The 16,836-nt window shown below is 36.8% G+C and carries 17 protein-coding genes; 1 reads left to right on the top strand and 16 read right to left on the bottom strand.

Going from position 1 to position 16,836, the window contains the following annotated elements:
• Positions 1–52: 52 nt before the first annotated feature.
• The 11 genes from AC1M9N_RS10235 to AC1M9N_RS10185 form a co-directional block, all read right to left on the bottom strand.
• Positions 53–1,195: an ABC transporter substrate-binding protein gene (locus AC1M9N_RS10235; protein WP_481597781.1), complete on the bottom strand. Its 1,143-nt coding sequence runs from the start codon at positions 1,193–1,195 to the stop codon at positions 53–55.
• A gap of 35 nt (positions 1,196–1,230) precedes the next feature.
• On the bottom strand, positions 1,231–2,466 hold the full coding sequence (locus AC1M9N_RS10230; RefSeq protein WP_481587681.1) for an OprD family outer membrane porin: 1,236 nt from the start codon (positions 2,464–2,466) through the stop codon (positions 1,231–1,233).
• Positions 2,467–2,692: 226 nt separating this feature from the next.
• A complete protein-coding gene (locus AC1M9N_RS10225) occupies positions 2,693–3,655 on the bottom strand; it encodes a p-hydroxyphenylacetate 3-hydroxylase reductase component (RefSeq protein ID WP_180028234.1) in 963 nt (320 codons plus the stop codon).
• Between the two features lie 49 nt (positions 3,656–3,704).
• Positions 3,705–4,658: a PDR/VanB family oxidoreductase gene (locus AC1M9N_RS10220; RefSeq protein ID WP_481596401.1), complete on the bottom strand. Its 954-nt coding sequence runs from the start codon at positions 4,656–4,658 to the stop codon at positions 3,705–3,707.
• Positions 4,659–4,688: 30 nt separating this feature from the next.
• The gene (locus AC1M9N_RS10215; RefSeq protein ID WP_481587683.1) at positions 4,689–5,426 is read right to left on the bottom strand and encodes an SDR family NAD(P)-dependent oxidoreductase; all 738 of its coding nucleotides are present in this window, start codon (positions 5,424–5,426) and stop codon (positions 4,689–4,691) included.
• Positions 5,427–5,435: 9 nt separating this feature from the next.
• Positions 5,436–5,921, bottom strand: coding sequence for an aromatic-ring-hydroxylating dioxygenase subunit beta (locus AC1M9N_RS10210; protein ID WP_481590755.1), 486 nt, complete (start codon positions 5,919–5,921; stop codon positions 5,436–5,438).
• Between the two features lie 10 nt (positions 5,922–5,931).
• Positions 5,932–7,209, bottom strand: a complete 1,278-nt coding sequence (locus AC1M9N_RS10205) for an aromatic ring-hydroxylating oxygenase subunit alpha (protein WP_035266339.1) — start codon at positions 7,207–7,209, stop codon at positions 5,932–5,934.
• A gap of 30 nt (positions 7,210–7,239) precedes the next feature.
• Positions 7,240–7,776 (bottom strand): nuclear transport factor 2 family protein, encoded by a 537-nt coding sequence (locus AC1M9N_RS10200; RefSeq protein ID WP_481954706.1) that lies wholly within the window; start codon positions 7,774–7,776, stop codon positions 7,240–7,242.
• A gap of 10 nt (positions 7,777–7,786) precedes the next feature.
• Positions 7,787–8,146 (bottom strand): hypothetical protein, encoded by a 360-nt coding sequence (locus tag AC1M9N_RS10195; protein WP_035266405.1) that lies wholly within the window; start codon positions 8,144–8,146, stop codon positions 7,787–7,789.
• Between the two features lie 24 nt (positions 8,147–8,170).
• On the bottom strand, positions 8,171–9,328 hold the full coding sequence (locus AC1M9N_RS10190) for an acyl-CoA dehydrogenase family protein (RefSeq protein WP_481592079.1): 1,158 nt from the start codon (positions 9,326–9,328) through the stop codon (positions 8,171–8,173).
• The gene (locus AC1M9N_RS10185; RefSeq protein WP_481608044.1) at positions 9,325–10,458 is read right to left on the bottom strand and encodes an amidase; all 1,134 of its coding nucleotides are present in this window, start codon (positions 10,456–10,458) and stop codon (positions 9,325–9,327) included. Before AC1M9N_RS10185 ends, AC1M9N_RS10190 begins: the two co-directional genes overlap by 4 nt.
• Positions 10,459–10,596: 138 nt before the next feature.
• Here AC1M9N_RS10185 and AC1M9N_RS10180 point away from each other — a divergent pair, with 138 nt between their 5' ends.
• Positions 10,597–11,064 (top strand): MarR family winged helix-turn-helix transcriptional regulator, encoded by a 468-nt coding sequence (locus tag AC1M9N_RS10180; protein ID WP_092767678.1) that lies wholly within the window; start codon positions 10,597–10,599, stop codon positions 11,062–11,064.
• Between the two features lie 30 nt (positions 11,065–11,094).
• Here AC1M9N_RS10180 and AC1M9N_RS10175 read toward each other — a convergent pair whose 3' ends face one another.
• From AC1M9N_RS10175 to AC1M9N_RS10155, 5 genes are all read right to left on the bottom strand, one after another.
• A complete protein-coding gene (locus AC1M9N_RS10175; RefSeq protein WP_481596413.1) occupies positions 11,095–12,081 on the bottom strand; it encodes a 3-hydroxybutyryl-CoA dehydrogenase in 987 nt (328 codons plus the stop codon).
• Entirely contained in the window at positions 12,072–13,187 is a 1,116-nt protein-coding gene (locus tag AC1M9N_RS10170) for an NAD/NADP octopine/nopaline dehydrogenase family protein (RefSeq protein ID WP_481954705.1), read from the bottom strand. The genes AC1M9N_RS10175 and AC1M9N_RS10170 overlap by 10 nt, the downstream gene beginning before the upstream one ends.
• An 88-nt stretch (positions 13,188–13,275) precedes the next feature.
• Positions 13,276–14,268 (bottom strand): helix-turn-helix transcriptional regulator, encoded by a 993-nt coding sequence (locus AC1M9N_RS10165; RefSeq protein WP_481587688.1) that lies wholly within the window; start codon positions 14,266–14,268, stop codon positions 13,276–13,278.
• A gap of 36 nt (positions 14,269–14,304) precedes the next feature.
• Positions 14,305–15,651, bottom strand: coding sequence for a spinster family MFS transporter (locus AC1M9N_RS10160; RefSeq protein WP_481954704.1), 1,347 nt, complete (start codon positions 15,649–15,651; stop codon positions 14,305–14,307).
• A gap of 167 nt (positions 15,652–15,818) precedes the next feature.
• Entirely contained in the window at positions 15,819–16,709 is an 891-nt protein-coding gene (locus AC1M9N_RS10155; protein ID WP_035266330.1) for a LysR family transcriptional regulator, read from the bottom strand.
• Between the last annotated feature and the right edge of the window lie 127 nt (positions 16,710–16,836).

The raw sequence follows: 16,836 nt of genomic DNA, 5'->3' as shown, positions 1-16,836 counted from the left end.
ACCTAGAGCGATATATGCATATCGCTCTGAGTTCATTTATGAAAAGCTAAATTTACTTCAGTAGTTTCCACTGACCATTTTTAACAATGATCATTTCACGCCCACGCTTGTCAAATCCACTATGATCAGATGGGCTCATGTTATACACGCCTTGAGTTCCTGCGACTTCTTTTGTAGATTCCAATGCATCACGTAGAGCTTCACGGAATTGCACGGTGCCAGGCTTTGCTTTTTTCAAAGCAGTCGGTACAGCTTTTTCAAGCAAAAGACCTGCGTCATACACATTTGCCCCGAAGGTTGCAGGTGTTTGTTTATATTTTGCTTTATAATCATTGATATATTTAGTAGCAATTTTCTTAGAAGGATGTGTATTAGATACTTCATTTAAAACAAGCATTAAACTGGCAGCTAAAATCGTATTTTCTACTTTCTTGCCACCCATTTTTAAATATTGATCTAAAGCCGCACCATGCGTTTGATAAATTTGCCCTCGATAGCCTCGATCATATAAAGCAGTTTGTGGAGGCACTGCTGAACTGCCTGGTGCTGCAACTAGAATTGCCTGTGGTTTTTTACTTATGAGTTTTAACGCTTGACCAGTTAGAGAGGTGTCTTGACGTTGAAATGATTCTTGAGCAACGATTTTAATCCCATTTTTCTTTGCTAAATTCGCTAAGACTTTTCCCCAGTTTTCTCCGTACGGATCAGCAGTACCGATAAATCCTAGAGTTGTAATTTTTCGCTTCACCATATCTTGCACAAGCGCTTCTGCGATGATTTCATCATTCTGAGTGGTCTTAAACACCCATTTTTTTTGATCCGTCATTGGCATGACTATCGTAGAAGTTCCAACCGGTGCAAGAAGAGGTACTTTCGCTTTAGCAATCGTCCCAATCACAGCAGAAGCATTTGGTGAACCAGAAGGACCAATGATTGCATCAACTTTGTTTTCTTTAATTAGTTTCTCGACAGCTTTGACAGATGCTGTAGGATCACTCGCATCATCAAGAGAAATATATCGAACGTTCTCATTACCAATTTTTTTAGGTAATAAAGCAACTGTATTTTTTTGTGGTATACCTACCATTGCTACAGGTCCGGATGATGATGTCACAACTCCAATCGTGATATCAGCTTGAGCATAAGTGGCAATTGCGATTAAGCTTGTTGATAATAATAATTTTTTAAACATCATATAATCTCCAGTTTGTCCATTAACTGTTTATGTAATTAGAATTTATAGCTATATGTAGTAATGATTCGATTTTCAACAAAATCATTACCATTGGTTGTTCCTGCACCATATTTAGTAGTCGTGTCGATATACCTCCATTCTATACCCAACCCTTTAAAAGACCCTTCTGGAACGGTGTAGCCGACAATGAAATTAGCTTCAGTTTCTTTATTATCTGGTAGGCCATTACGCTCTATGTTCGTACCATATAAATAACGCAAAGTCGTTCTTAAACCCGGCAAACCAACATTTTTAAAGTCATAAGAATAAAGTGCATGATAAGTAAGTTCTTCAGGTTTGATGAAACCTAAAGTTGACCAAGTATGTAGGAAAGGTTGAGGAGCGAATCCATCAAATGTTGGAAAATTGGTATCCCCGGAATTTTTTTGAACACCTGCAGCAAAACTATGTGAGCCATTTTGAATGTTGGCCTGAACGCCAAATGTTTTGCTATCTATGTTTCCATAGTATTTGTCACCAGCTTCACTGTTATGGAAATAACGTGCATCTAATTTGATTTTAGAGTCGCCAATTTGAGTGTTATATGCTGCATTTAAATAATGTTGGTTATAAATATCTTCCAGCTGACCAAACCAGTAAGAGCCTGAAATTTTAGGGCTAAAATTATAGTCTAAACCAACATAACTTAAACCATTACTTTCTATTCTTGCTTTACCTGGTGCAAACAAGCTTAGTTTTTCAAACTCATCATCATTACGCGCATTAATATGCGTGATTCGTCCAGCAGACAGTTTTAAATCTTGAATGGCTTTGGTTTCAAATGCCGCACCAGCATATGTTGTCACCAACTGACGTGAATCATCAATAAATGCAACAGGTGTTTTTGGCGAAAGTTCCCCAACTAATAGCTCAGAATCTTTATATTTCAGCTTTAAGGTTGCACCAAATTTATTATAACTACGTTCTTGCTCATTTTTTATGGGATCAAATGGTAAGATCGAATCAGACCTTTCAGCATTATGATTTGATAATCTTAGTGCGTAACTTGAAGTCACGTCAAAACCCACCTGAATGGGTGTATTGGTATAACCTGAACTAAACTTTAGACCTAATGCTTGTGACCAACTACCAACATCAGGCTGTGTTGTGTTATTTCGATCAATAAAGAAATTTCTTAAATTTATTGTCGTTTGACTATCTTTTACCAAGTCCGCATAAACTGCTGTATTACAGCAAATTGCTAGTATTGCAAATGTAGGTAACTTTTTCACTCAACTTCCCCTTAGTTTTTTACTGATTTTCTCACTCAACCCTGTTTAATTTTTTCTATTCAGCTATATGAAATTTCATATATTCAACCCAATTCTTTTCCAATTCCATAGAAAATTCAATTTTCTTTTAAGTATATTTATATACCTTAATTAATAATTAAATCCCTTTTAAATCTTCATAGATTGAAAAAAAGGCCAAATGATCTAACATTTAGCCCAATTTGATTTAATGAATACCCGCAATATCTTTTAGAATGGTGATAAAGGTATTCTTTTCTTGGTCACTGTATTTTGCAAATACTTCATTTTGATGCTCATCAGCTATATCAAATAAATAATGTGCGGTTTTTTTACCTTTATCCGTTAATTGGTAGAATTCTTCTGTTTCGACTAGTAGCTCATCCTTCTTAAGGATTTCCGCTGCTCTTTCTATTTCTCGCATAGGCATTGCTATATCACGTGGTAAATCATCTTTGCATGAACTTGCACCACTGCCTAGCACTAAAAGCATTCGAGCTTCACTCGTTCTAAAACCTGTGACTAATTGCTTTGGGATGTAATCATTTTGATAAAACTTGAATGCTCGACTCATGAGATAGGCAACATTATTATATAAGTTACCTTGATATAGTTGACCCAAATCATCAGTTTGGACTGGATTTGAATCTTTAATTCTTAACATTGGGTGTGGTGTTACTGCTGAGTACGCACCCTGGTGATATACTAATGGACTACGACCTTCATCTTGAAAATTAACGACCTTTCCAATAATAATCCAGTGATCCCCGCCTTCTACAATTTGAAATAATTCACATTCAAAAACAGCAGAGCAATTTTCCAGAACTGGAGCATTACCTACACCCAAACGGTAGTTTGCTCCTTCGAATTTATCAATATTGCGTTTAGCAAATTTATTCGATACCTCGATTTGAGATCCAGATAAAATATTGACTGCAAAATGACTAGAGTTTTTAAAAACTTCAAAACTGGTCGATTTTTTATCAATACTCCACAAGATTAAAGGTGGGTCTAATGAAACTGAGTTAAAACTATTGGCAGTTACACCCACTTTTTCACCTTGCGCATTTTGCGCTGTAATAATGGTAACCCCAGTTGCAAAATTACCGAGTGCTCTGCGGAATTTCATCGGATCAATAGCTTGTTCTTCCGATTTTTGATAACTATTCATTCCCTTCTCCTGAATCCCAAAATGACCTTCCATGATGGCAATTCAACTATTAAATATCTAAAACTAATCTCGGTGTTTTTGATCGAGAACAACACACTAAAATCTGCTCATTACTTTCTTTTTCTTCGTCAGTAAAGTAGACGTCTCGATGATCGGGTTCGCCTTCAAGCACATCACACATACACGTTCCACAAACGCCTTGTTCGCACGATAACTCGACTTTAATCCCTTCTCGCGCTAAAGCTTGCAGAATAGTTTCCTCTGGAGCTACTTGAATCGTTTTACCACTTTGTTGTGCAACAACTTCAAAACTAGCACCACCTAAATCAATATCTACCTGAAAATATTCTTTATGTAATTGATCGGAACTAAAACCCTTAGACTCAGCAAGATTAATAATCCAATCCATAAATCCATTAGGACCACAGGTATATAAATGTGAATCTTTGGCAATATCTTTCATTGCGTGATCAAAAAATTCACGATGATTTGCACCATCATCTTTAAAATGGAAAGTTGTATAACTCGCTAAGGGACCTTGCTTGATTTCATCTACAAATGCAGCGGTTTGTTTGGAAGCTGCACAATAATGCAATTCAAATGACTTATCGTTATTTAATAAATCATAAGCCATGGTAATTAACGGTGTAATCCCAATACCACCACCAACTAAAATGCTGTGAGATGCATCTAACAATGGGAACAAATTTTTAGGATGGCTGACTTGTAGTTGCATCCCTTCAAAGATGTCATTAAACGCCGACAGTGACCCCCCTCTTGATGCTTCGTCTTTTAAGATCCCTAGTCGAAAAACACCTTTTAAACTAGGATCTTGACATAGAGAATACTGACGGATTAACCCATTAGGCAGGAATAGATCGATATGTGATCCAGCTTCGATTTCAGGTAATGGAGACTCAGTTGCTGAAATTAAATCTAAGACAACAACATTTTCCGCTTCTACTGATCTTTTATTTACTATTACGGAGTATTTTTCGTTCATAGTTTTCCCCCTTTATGACTAAGCCAATGCTTAGCGCATAAATAGTCCTCCGTTAATGTCCCATGTTGCTCCTGTCACAAAAGCTGCTTGTGGGGATGCTAACAAAGCACAAGTTTCAGCGATAAAACTCATACTGCCTAAAGCCTTGACAGGAATGTTATTGATAAACGCTTCCATTTTTTCATCTGAAACAACGCTGTGTACTATTGGAGACTCCATTGGTCCTGGTGCTACGGCATTTACCGTCACACCTTTAGCGGCAAATTCTTTTGCAAAAATTTTAGTCAAAGTTACGATTGCCCCTTTTGAAGCTGCATAATGCGCTCCCGTTGCAGTACCACCATTCTGACCAGCCAATGAAGCCATGTTGATAATTCGACCAAAGCCTTTAGATGCCATATATTGACCAATAATTTGGCATGACTGAAAGGTTCCTCGTTGGTTGACTTGTGTCACCCAATCAAAATCACTCGCAGTGATTTCAAGGACAGGAGTTGCTTTAGTTACTGTGGCGTTATTGATTAAAACATCCAACTTGTTGAAATGAGTTTCAATCCAACTCACTGCTTCTCTAAAGTCCTGCTCTACTGATATATCCAGTTTTAAGGGATACATTTGCGATGGATACTGACTCTCAGCTTTAGCACTTTCCGCTTTTTCTAAGGTACTTGCAGTTAAAATAACTTGATGCCCTTGTTCAGCAAAATATTCAGCAATCACATTACCTAAACCAGAGGCAGCACCAGTAACCAAAACAACTTGTGACATGGTCACCTCCTATAAAATGTAACTGATACCAGCTAAGGTATCTGTCGAATTGACTAGATTGATAATTTTACGGTCTATTTTGAGTTCGCCATTCTCTTGACGTATTAGCTCATAAATCACATCAGCAGTGTAATGACGCAAATTTTCTTTGCGGAACTCTCTTAAATTTTGTGCACAGCGTAAAATTATCTTGTGATCAGTTTCTTCAATAATTCGCACACGTGACAGGCTACGAACAGTATTGGCCTTGGGAGCTGTCGAGATTGCTTCACCATTTTCTAAACGCTCTACACGTAATTGACGCATGTGGTGATTGTCATATGCATAGTTCAAATGGTTTTCGTAATCTGTCAATGATGGGTCTATTGGAATGATGTACTTACCATTTTCATTCCATAAACTTAACCATGCTTGATACTCTGAATGATCTAACATGTCAGCTTCAGCCCAAATGAATGCTGTAACTTCGTTCAAAAGATTTAAATTAATTTTCATGCTCTTCCCCTTAAGCCGTCATCAACTTTTTCCATTGTTGGTAAGCGCCACGCATGCCTGTTTCAGCACTCACGTCACTCTTCAGACCATCTTCAGTTTTGACTTCTCCTGGTAAACCACGGTTCAACATGATCCAAAGATCATTGCCCGCATTTGCACCATGCTGTACACGCTCCCAAGCTTCCGCATCATCTGGCGTACCAAAACCGAAAGGACCTTGGAAATGTTCATGTAGACGTAGGCGATATTGGTTGGCAATTTGTGGTCCACCATCCATCGTAATCACTGAGTGGTGAATTTCAGTTTTATCTACCGCTAATGGTTGCATTACACGGAAGAACGCCATAGAACATGCAATGTTAGGGAAAATATTTAAGTTAAAGCCCGAACCACCGACAGCACGGCAAATTCGACGAACTTCAAGTTCCTCATGACCTTCTTCACGTAGCGCTTGGGCAAGTTCTTCAAAACGCTCTTGGATTGGTCGCTCCATCAACTCTTCATCAAGATCTACCAGTTCTGGAATCATCACCATCACGCTGTGACCATTTCCTAGATCTTCAACATAGCCTGGTTGATTTTCAAAGTTGAAAAGCTCTTCTGTTTTTTCGTCTACAGAACTTAAGAATGATTTATGAACTAATGGGAAATGATACGCGTCAGTTGTATTTTCCAACTGAATTTTCCAGTTACCTGGGAATGTAAAACGATGTTCACCTAATACTTTGACTGGATAACCTGCGCCTTGCTTCATGAATAGATCAATCCACTTTTTCGCAGCACCTAAAAAGTCTTCTAATGGCTCAATATCGTCTTTGAAGGTCGCAAAGATCATGCCGTTATATTCTTCTACACGTAGGCTGATCAGTGGAAATTCAGATTTATCTAAACATTCACCATAACTTTCAGGTGAAGGAACGCCACGCAATGTACCATCCAAAGCGTAACTCCAACCATGATATGGACATACAAAGCTATTTGTTTTGCCTTTTTTATGCTCACAAACTGTAGCAGCACGATGGCGACAGCGGTTGAGTAAAACGTGGACTTTTTTCTTACGATCTCGTACAGCCACTACAGGTTGTTTACCAATATTAATCGTTTTATAACTACCAGCATCTGGAATTTCACTTGCATGAGCAACCCAAACCCAAGTGCTGTAGAAAATTTTTTCCATTTCATCTTCAAAGATTTGTGCATCTTTATATAAAGAGGTATGCACTCGGTCACTTTGAACTAATTCATTGTAATCAATTTCAATATTTTGAACTGGTATTGCACTATTCATCATGTATTCCCTTATAACTGTTTATGCAACTCAACCGACTAAATTTGATTGCGGTACTGGTAACTCATCATCACTGGTCCAATGCGTTACTGGTCGACTGAAAATATTTTCTGTTTGGAAGTGTTTGATTTTCCAAATGCCATTATTTTGTTGCTTAAAACGGATTGTCAGTTTGGCTGCATTCAAGTGGCTTGCACCCGTTTTGAAAGTTGATGTTTGCAACATCAACCAGTGACCAACAGCCACATCACCATCAATATAAATTTGTTCAGAATTCACAAAATGTGCATTCATAACAAAATGCGAGTCCTTCAGCGTGTATGTTTTAAACATGTCATATACTGCCCGCCAAGACTCAAGCCGACCAAATGACTGGGCGTATTTTTTCCCTACCCCCTCCCAAATACACTCACGATCAAATAAATCCATCAGCGCTTCTAAATTTGTGTTTTGATTAAGTTCATCACAAATTTCCATATAGCGATTTACGCAATTACGAATTTGATTCTGCGCTTCCAACTGTTGAAGACGTTGAAGAATGCTTTTGAGTTCATTAGAGTCGACCATATCGATATCCTTATCGTTGAATAATTAATTCACGACCAACTCTTGCTTCAACTTTGCAATACTTCCAAAGTTTATATGGACCTTCTCCGACCACAGTCGTACGGAATAAATTACATGCAGCATGAACTGTTTCAATATCAGGTACATCAGCCAATAAATAGGTTGTCCAAGGCCAACCCGTACTTGCACCTACCATGCTTTGATCATCATCTAAGTTGCCGTATACATGAACGCCAGGTAAATCATGGATACCATTCCACATTTCACCAAATGCTGCCCATACTGCCTTTGCTTCTGCTGGCTCTGCATCAAAGAAGTTTTGGTTAATCCCCATACAGAACAATACGCGTAATGATTTTTTAGCTTCCATTTCGATTTCCTTCTTTTCGGTCATTTATAAATATCCAGGTGTCGGATTAAGCCCAAAGCTCATCGCACCAGCATTTTGTAAAGTTGCATCACCCATAAATGCATGCTGTGTCACGACATTCGTGTCATTCACAAAGCGACTAAATGGATGGTTGGTATAAATGGCAGTCATCCCAGCTAACATTTGCATTTTGCGTGTGACCTTTGCACAGACTCTTGCAGCATGTGTACAAGATAGACGCATATCACTAATTAAATGTGGCGCAGGTTTTCGCCCGTTGAGTACTTCTTCCCATACAATATCCATGGTGTTGTAGAACCATGTTCTTGCAGCTAGGAACTCAGCTTCAGCTTTCGCAAATTCGTACTGAGTGATAGGTCGATTAGCAATTTCTGCACCTCCAGTAATCGACGACTTACCTGGAGCTAATTTTCTAAATTCTTCCAATGACGCCGAGGCTACGCCAATTCCGACTACGGTGAGGACTTGAGTCGCCAAAGAGAGGGATGGATATTTGAAAAATGGTTCGCTGAGTTTAGATGGCTCACCCCGAACAAAAGTCCAATGCTCAGGTACAAGTACATTATCGACAATGAGATCGTGACTACCTGTGCCTTTTAAACCTACTGTATCCCACGTCATTTCAATTTGTGCTTTATGCGCTGGTAAAACAGCCATACGTGGTAAGCCATGAGATTCATTATCTTTGATCGGGGCAATGCCTACACCAACGATATCTGCACCTTTACAACCACTTGAGAATTTCCAACGGCCTTTTACAACTAAACCATCATCGGTCACTTGAGCAGCTTGCGGTGGAAAAATTCCACCAGCAAAAACGATATCTGGGCCATTTTTATAAAGTTCAGAAAGTGTCTCTTCAGGTAAACTCCCAAGATAAGCTGGGCTCATACCAAAACTTGCAACCCAACCTACTGATCCATCTGCTTTAGAAAGCCTTTCAATAAGTTCACAAAACGTACGCGGTGAAACCTCATCACCACCGAAACGTTTAGGAACTAAAGCACGATATACCCCAATTGATTTCAGTTTTTGAATAATGTCTTGACTCACGTATGCTTGTTCGTCGAATTCACCTGAACACGCTCGCTGTCTAATCTCTTGACATAATTCTTCAAGATCAATCAAGCTCTCAGTTTGATCTTTGGCTAAATTGCTCATTTGCCACCTCCTTGTGAATGCTTCGTAATATCGACAATGTGTTGTGCAATAGCACACAATTTTTCATCTTCACCATGCTTAGCGATTAATTGCATACCGACAGGTAAGCCATTTGATGTTTCATATGGAATCGTGAGCGCTGGATGGCCCGATAAATTAAATGGTCGCACGAGCTTAGTTAAATTGAGGAAAGCAACAGTATTTTCAGCTTCGTCTAATTTAGGTGGAAATTGAGGTAGTGTCGGCAGTATCAAGACATCAACGTTGTTGAGTAAATCATTGATCTGCTTTGTGAATTCAGTTCTGATTAATTCAGCATTTTCAACATCTTTTTGAGTGGTTTCAGATGCTTTTAATAAACGCTGCTGAACATCATTGGCTAGAAGTCCAGTTTGAGTAAGATCATGATATGCACCCCAAGTTTCATAATTAATGATCGACATACCTGCTTGATATGCTTCATCAATATTGTTTATGACTAGATTTTTTTGAGGTAAATCAATTTTTGTTAACTCAGCATCTAAGACATGCCAAATTTCAGATTCCGCTTCGACACGCAATATTCCTAATTGAATCTGCTGTTGATCAATTTGGATTTGTTTAAAAGTAGGATCAATGATTTGCATAGCAAGAATCAGATTATTGATATCTGATGCGAATGGCCCAACACAGTCTAAAGTGGTATCTTTTGGCCAAACCCCAACACGGCTAACACGCCCAAATGAAGGTTTTAAACCATACACTCCACAGCAAGCGGCTGGCATACGAATTGAGCCACCTGTATCTGTACCAATACTAAAGTCTGCTAGACCCGCCGCAACAGCTGCAGCCGAACCACTGGAAGAACCTCCAGGAATAAGCTTCGGATACTTAACATTTAAAGGTGTTCCGAAGTTTTTGTTTACTCCAGTTATACCGAATGCAAGTTCATGAAGATGAGTTTTTCCAATAATTTTGCAATCACTGTTGAGTATATTTTTTATAATTTCAGCGTGTGAGTTTGCAGGGCATGATTCAACGCGCGCCTGAGTTCCAAGTGTCGTCACTTCATTTTGTATATCAATTGAGTCTTTAACCATGACTCTAATTTTTCCATCTCCTAAAGAGAGACTTCTAGATATAATATTCAATTCACTTTTCCATGTATTTTTATACTCAACATCAATATCTGAAAAATTAATGTATTTGTCAAGTTATTTTGAAATAAAATAATCTTTGTCTTTTTTCTTGTATAATCAATTATATTTTTTTAAGTTTAATTGCTGCTCATGTTAAAAAATTTTGAAAATTATTTGCCAAATAACGATCCCAAAAGTTTGGAAAATTTTCCATTTTTTTGGATATCTCAAGTTAATGGTAAGTATTCCCAATTGATTGATAAATCTTTAAAAAAAATAGGTCTCGATAATACAAAAAGAAAAATCATTTTGAGTACAAATGCTCTCGGTGAAGCCAATATCACTGAAATAGCTAATTTAGCAACAATCAAATTAACAACTGCAACTAAGGCAATCTATAGATTAGTCGAAGAAGGGATAGTTGAAGTTTTCTCATCCCCTCATGATGAAAGGATTTCTATGGTGAAGCTCACTGAAAAAGGATATGGTCTTGTGGATGAAATTAATCAGATCAATCGTGTTACTTTAGCTGGTATATTAAATTCTTTTGATGAACAAGAACTTGAGTCACTAAATTTACAATTAAAGAAAATATTCAATTTAATGCCAAATAGGTAAAAAGACTAAAATCTTTTTACCTACTAACGCTTATTTCATAATTTCATATTGTGGAATAAGCTGATTAAATCGCAAATTTTCAGCGAATTTTGATATGACATTTAGTTTATATTGATAAATATCCATACTTTCATATTTGTAAAAACCTGATAGTTCTCTAATGCCATTTCTATTTTCCATCATATTTTTTTTGATAATATCAGGGGCTTTGTAACGCTCACCAAGTTCTTCTCTCAAATACTCAGAAGCATGATACAAAATATCTCCTCCACCCCAATCGATAAACTCTAGCATACCTAACACAGAAAAACGCAAACCAAAACCTGTACGAATCGCTTTATCAATATCCTCAGCACTTGCTACGTGTTCTTCAACCATTCTCGCTGCTTCATTCATTGCCAATGCTTGAATTCTTGGAACAATGTATCCAGCAACTGCATTACAAATCACAGGGACTTTACCAATTGCCTCAAGTAATGTTTTTAGTTTTTCTACTGCTATATCAGCAGTATGCTCAGATCGGCTTAGCTCAACTAAAGGCATTAAATATCCAGGATTAAGCCAATGCGCATTAACAATACGTTCTGGATGAGAAATTAATTTTGCTATATCAGTGACCAAAAAGGTCGAAGTCGTTGATGCCACAATACAGTTTTTAGAAATTAAGGGTTCCAACCACCGAAAACAGTGTTGTTTATGAGTCATTATTTCAGGTACACCTTCAATAATTAATTCACAATTTTTCCAATCAATAGTTTGATTATCTTTGAAATAGAAATGAATTCTTTCTTTTAATACTTTACATTGATCATTCACTAACATCCCGATATGTTCTAAGAGATGCAACTCTTGGTCGAGGCTGTCATTCCATTTTTGCAGAAATTCATTTTTTTCTGCTGGGTTTCGATCTTTTACGTCTACAAGTGCAATCTCAATTCCTGCATATGCGAATGCGATCGCAATCGCATTACCCATTCTACCTGCACCTACAATAATAATATTTTTAATCATGCAGATTGCTCTCCGGAGTTCAACAGGTGTTTTAATTGTTGCTGTGTTAAATCAAATAACCCTAAATTTTCAAGAGTGCGACCCTCACTATACAAATCCCTACCGGTAATTGATGATGCGATATTCAGAAGCCCTTCAGCAATCGGCGTTTTGACTCCAACATACTTACCAACCGATACAATAAATGACAGGCCTAATCGTGTGTCTTCGAGCATATACCGATGTAAATGTAAATCTATTTTCTCGCGCCAATCGCCACTGTCAGTCAACTTACCATGTGCCCCCCTACCATACATCCACTCATCTCCTTCACCCTCTTTATTGTAATGATCTGCGAGTGGGAAATGCTGTTTCGAGTATCCCAATGCTTCACGAATATTCATTCGCTCTTGATCTAATAAGCTCGTTACTCTCCTCACTGAAGGTTGAGTACCTTCATTATGAATATCCCATACATCAAAATGTTCTAAAGGTGCAGCATTGAGCATAATTAATGGAGGATGAATAATGGGTCCTGCATTCATTAAAGCTCCACTCAAAGCATCCTCTATAGGCTCGATGCTGTCATAAGCTTGCTTTAATACTCTAATAGCATGATCTTTTAATTTTGCTGGATAGACCCCAGTAGGCAATCGCGTCGCATATACACTAATCACGATAGAATTCGGACTATGTTTTCTTACTAAATATGGCAAAGTACCCGTTTCAGCAAAAGCCACGTCAGACTTATTTCCAACTTTAAGCATTGCTTGAGCAAATAGGTATGTTCCAAAAGTACCTGGGGGTAAAAATACGACTTGACCAGATGTTAAGTAGGGTGCTATTTCAATCGATAAATCTTCATGGCTTGTTGCGGGTAAAGGAATAATAATCAATTCAGCGTTTTCAATAGCTTTGGATAAATCAGTTTCAAGTTGGATTTTTTGATGTTCATCCCCAACAGATACTGTTCTAGTGCCACGAAAGTCTTTTACAGTAAGCTCACCATATTTCGCTAATTCTTTTAGTGAATCTCGATCTCTTCGCCATAATTTAACTTCGTGATTTTTTTCCGCCATCTCCACTGCTGATGCATAACATCCATGTCCACCGCCAAGAACCGTGATTTTCATTTTCTTCCCTTACATATTTATTGTGTATTGTGATAGTAGGAAAGATTCTTCCTTTTACTCGCGTCAAAAAGCGGTGCTGCTATTCGAATTACGAATTTATTTCTATTAATTTGTTTTGTTTCACGGTTTCTGAAGGCGTGCATCCATAACGTTTTTTATAAAGCCGAGTAAAGTGTCCAAAACTTCTTACACCATGAGCATTGAAGATATCAATTATAGGCTGATCAACCTGAGTGTGTTTAAGTTCTTGATGAACTCGGTCCAATTTGATTGATGTCATGAAACTGAGAGGCGTTTGGTTCAAATAGGTATTAAATCCCTTTTGAAGCGTTCTTACCGAGACTTTTACAAGCCTCGCAACTTCCTCAATCGAGATTGCTTCCATATAATGTTGCTCAATCAAATGAGCTGCATTTTTGATATAACTTGGGATGAGTTGATATTTTTTATCTGCGATTCGTTCACTGAAATTATGTGGAATTTTGATCAGTAATAACTCAGTCAAATATGAACTAAAGCTATCAGAAATTTGCCACCAGTTTTCAATATTTGAATATGCAAAGCATAAGTAGTTCAGTGTTTCTAAAATTGAAATTCTTTCTTCAGATGTATAGGAAATGCCACTATCGAAAATAAGATTTTTTTGAGGGATATACCCCAACAAGCGATATAAAACAGTGTTGATCAACTCATGATCAATTTTTAATATGATATTTCTACATTTGGCTTGGAGTTCAATTCTATTTTCAAAATGAGGATGAGAAACTGTAAGTAATCCAGGACGTTGTTGATAAGTTGAATGATCATATTTGACTTTACATTCCCCTTCCAAATTAAATCTAAACAGATAACTTTGACACTCAGCACCAAAACTAATTTGAACTGGAGCATTGTAACTTAATTCAAATAGTGCAACTTGACCAAATGAAAACCCACTTAATTTTACTTCTAAAGATTCATCATTCAATACTTCAAATTGATGAGGGCACAAGTATTGTCCTATCACATCTTTAATCTGAAAATAATCCTTTGAAGACAATAAGTTGAATTTCTTTAAAAGTTTCAGATTCGATAAATACATGATAGGTGTACCCTCATTATTTTATTCAGACATGATTTATTTAGACTCAACTTGCAAACTATTTTCGAAGGCTTTACAACCCACTTTCAATAATACAAAGCACAATACGCATGATATTGCACCAACGATAGATATCGATGAACCGACCATTAAAGGATTTTCAAAAATACGATCCGTAATTAAAGCCACTAATGTGGTACCAATACCTAAAGCAATCAAATTACTGATGAGTAAAAAGATAGATGAGATTTGGGCACGTAATTGATTTGGCGAAAGCATTTGCATTGCTGTTGTTGAGATCGGCATTGGGAAAGAAGCGAAAAACATTGCAACAACCAACAATGTAACTGATAGCCATAATTCATTAACTTGTGAAAACAAAATCATTGGAATAATCAGACCTACGATTCCAATCACACCCACAAACATAGGCGAATCTTTTCTGCCTTTTTGAATAAAATAATCATTCATCCAACCAGCCGCAAATACACCTAAAGTATTTGAAATCAGTAACACGGCACCCAACATATAGCCCACTTCAGTAGCTGTCATATTGTAATGTCGTATGTAAAATGCAGGTGTCCAGCTAATTAAGCAAAACAATGCCATGGCATAAAAAGTAAATCCCAAATAATGACATGTAAATGTTTTTTTATGCTTTTTCAGGAATTTAAAAGTATCACTAAGCTTCACTTTTACTACGTTCCCCTGCGCATCGACCATTTGCCCTTTACGCTTAGGATCTTTAACAGTTAAAAGTACCAATATGCCAATAATGACTCCTGGTAAACCTACTAAAATAAACGCCACTTGCCATGCCTTTAACATTCCAAATAAGGGTACAGCAATAAGAGACATGTCCTTGAGTAATCCAATGACAAAACCACCTACTAAGAATGCGATTCCCCCACCAACAAAAGATCCAATCGAATAAATAGCGACAGCTCGACCCAATTTATCTTTTGCAAACATATCACTAAACATTGAATAGGCTGCAGGTGACAAAGCAGCTTCACCAATTCCTACGCCCATTCTGCTCAAGAACAACTGGATAAAGTTCTTACTTAAACCACATAAAGCTGTTGCAATGCTCCAAAATACAATCCCGGCAGCAATTAATTTTGGTCTTGAGAATCGATCTGCGATATAAGCCAATGGAAGACCCATGAATGCGTAAAATAAAGAAAAAGCTAGTCCGTGAAGTAAACTGAATTGCGTGTCTGTTAAATTCAAATCTGCTTTTATCGGTTCAATCATCAAAGCCAAAATTTGACGATCGATAAAAGAAAATATATATGCAATCATGCAAAGTATTACAACATACCAAGCATAAATATTCTTTTTTTTTGCATCATTACTCTTTAACTCGGAAATTTTTTCCATCGAAATCATCCTAAATATTTTATAGATCAGCGCTATCCCTATGACAAATCCATGCCAATTTATGCTGATTTATAAAATTAATATCATTTTTAACATTATTATTCTATTTATTTTTCCATTAAATATTACATATAAATAGATATTTTATATTAATCTAATCATAAAAATTAGTTCATGCTCTTCAATTCGTCTAGATAATCTAATATTTGTTTGATGTATTCATTATTATCGATACTTCTATAGGCAACTGTAATTGGACTTTCAGCCTCATTATCTAGAATTGGTATAAATTTCAAATTTTTCATACCTATAGAGCATGCACTCTTTGGAATAATACACCCCCCCTCACCAGATGACACCATCCCCAATGCCATATGGATTTCTCTCGTCTCGATCAGATTTTGGGGAATTAAGTCAAGTTCAGAGAATATTCCTTGAACAAAAGTTGAGAAGTTTGGTTTAGGAGTATTTGGATATATATAAATATGTTCGTTGACCAATTGTGATAAATGTACTTCCTTAACATTTTGGGTCACTAATGTATGATCTTTGTGCACTGCTAAAAAAAGTTGCTCTCTTTCGATCACTATTCTTTTTATTGAAGGATCACTAATTCCTAATCGACCAAACCCAATATCAATTTTTCCCAATTTCAAAGCTTCTACCTGGTCCCTAGTTCCGCATTCCACTAATTCAACTTTTATATTTGCAATATGCTTTCTTAAATAATCAATGATCTCAGGTAATTTCCAATAAAAAAGCGAACCAACATATCCAATTCGTACCGTTGTATCTGTCACTTTATATCGATTTACCATCGATTTAGCATGTGCTGTTAAGGTCAGTATCTGTACAGCATATTGGTAAAAAAATTCTCCAACTTCAGTTGTTTTAATCGGTCTCATGCCTCTTTCAAATAATACGACACCTAACTCTGACTCTAAGTTTTTGATTTGTCGTGTAAGTGGTGGTTGTGCGATACATAATTTTTCAGCAGCTTTTGTAATACTTTTTTCTTCGACCACAGTAGCAAAATACTTTAATGTTCTTAATTCCATTGAAATTTCCTCAATCCATACTTTTTTAGTATTTTAATATACTACTTAACCTCTATTTTCAATACTTTATTTCAAATAAGGTATTTAGCATATATTAATGGAATATATTGCTGCATGTACAAAAATA

It is taken from the genome of Acinetobacter sp. ANC_7655, from assembly GCF_056784015.1.
Note: the sequence above shows the minus strand (reverse complement) of the source record. Positions and strands in the feature narration are given on the sequence as shown.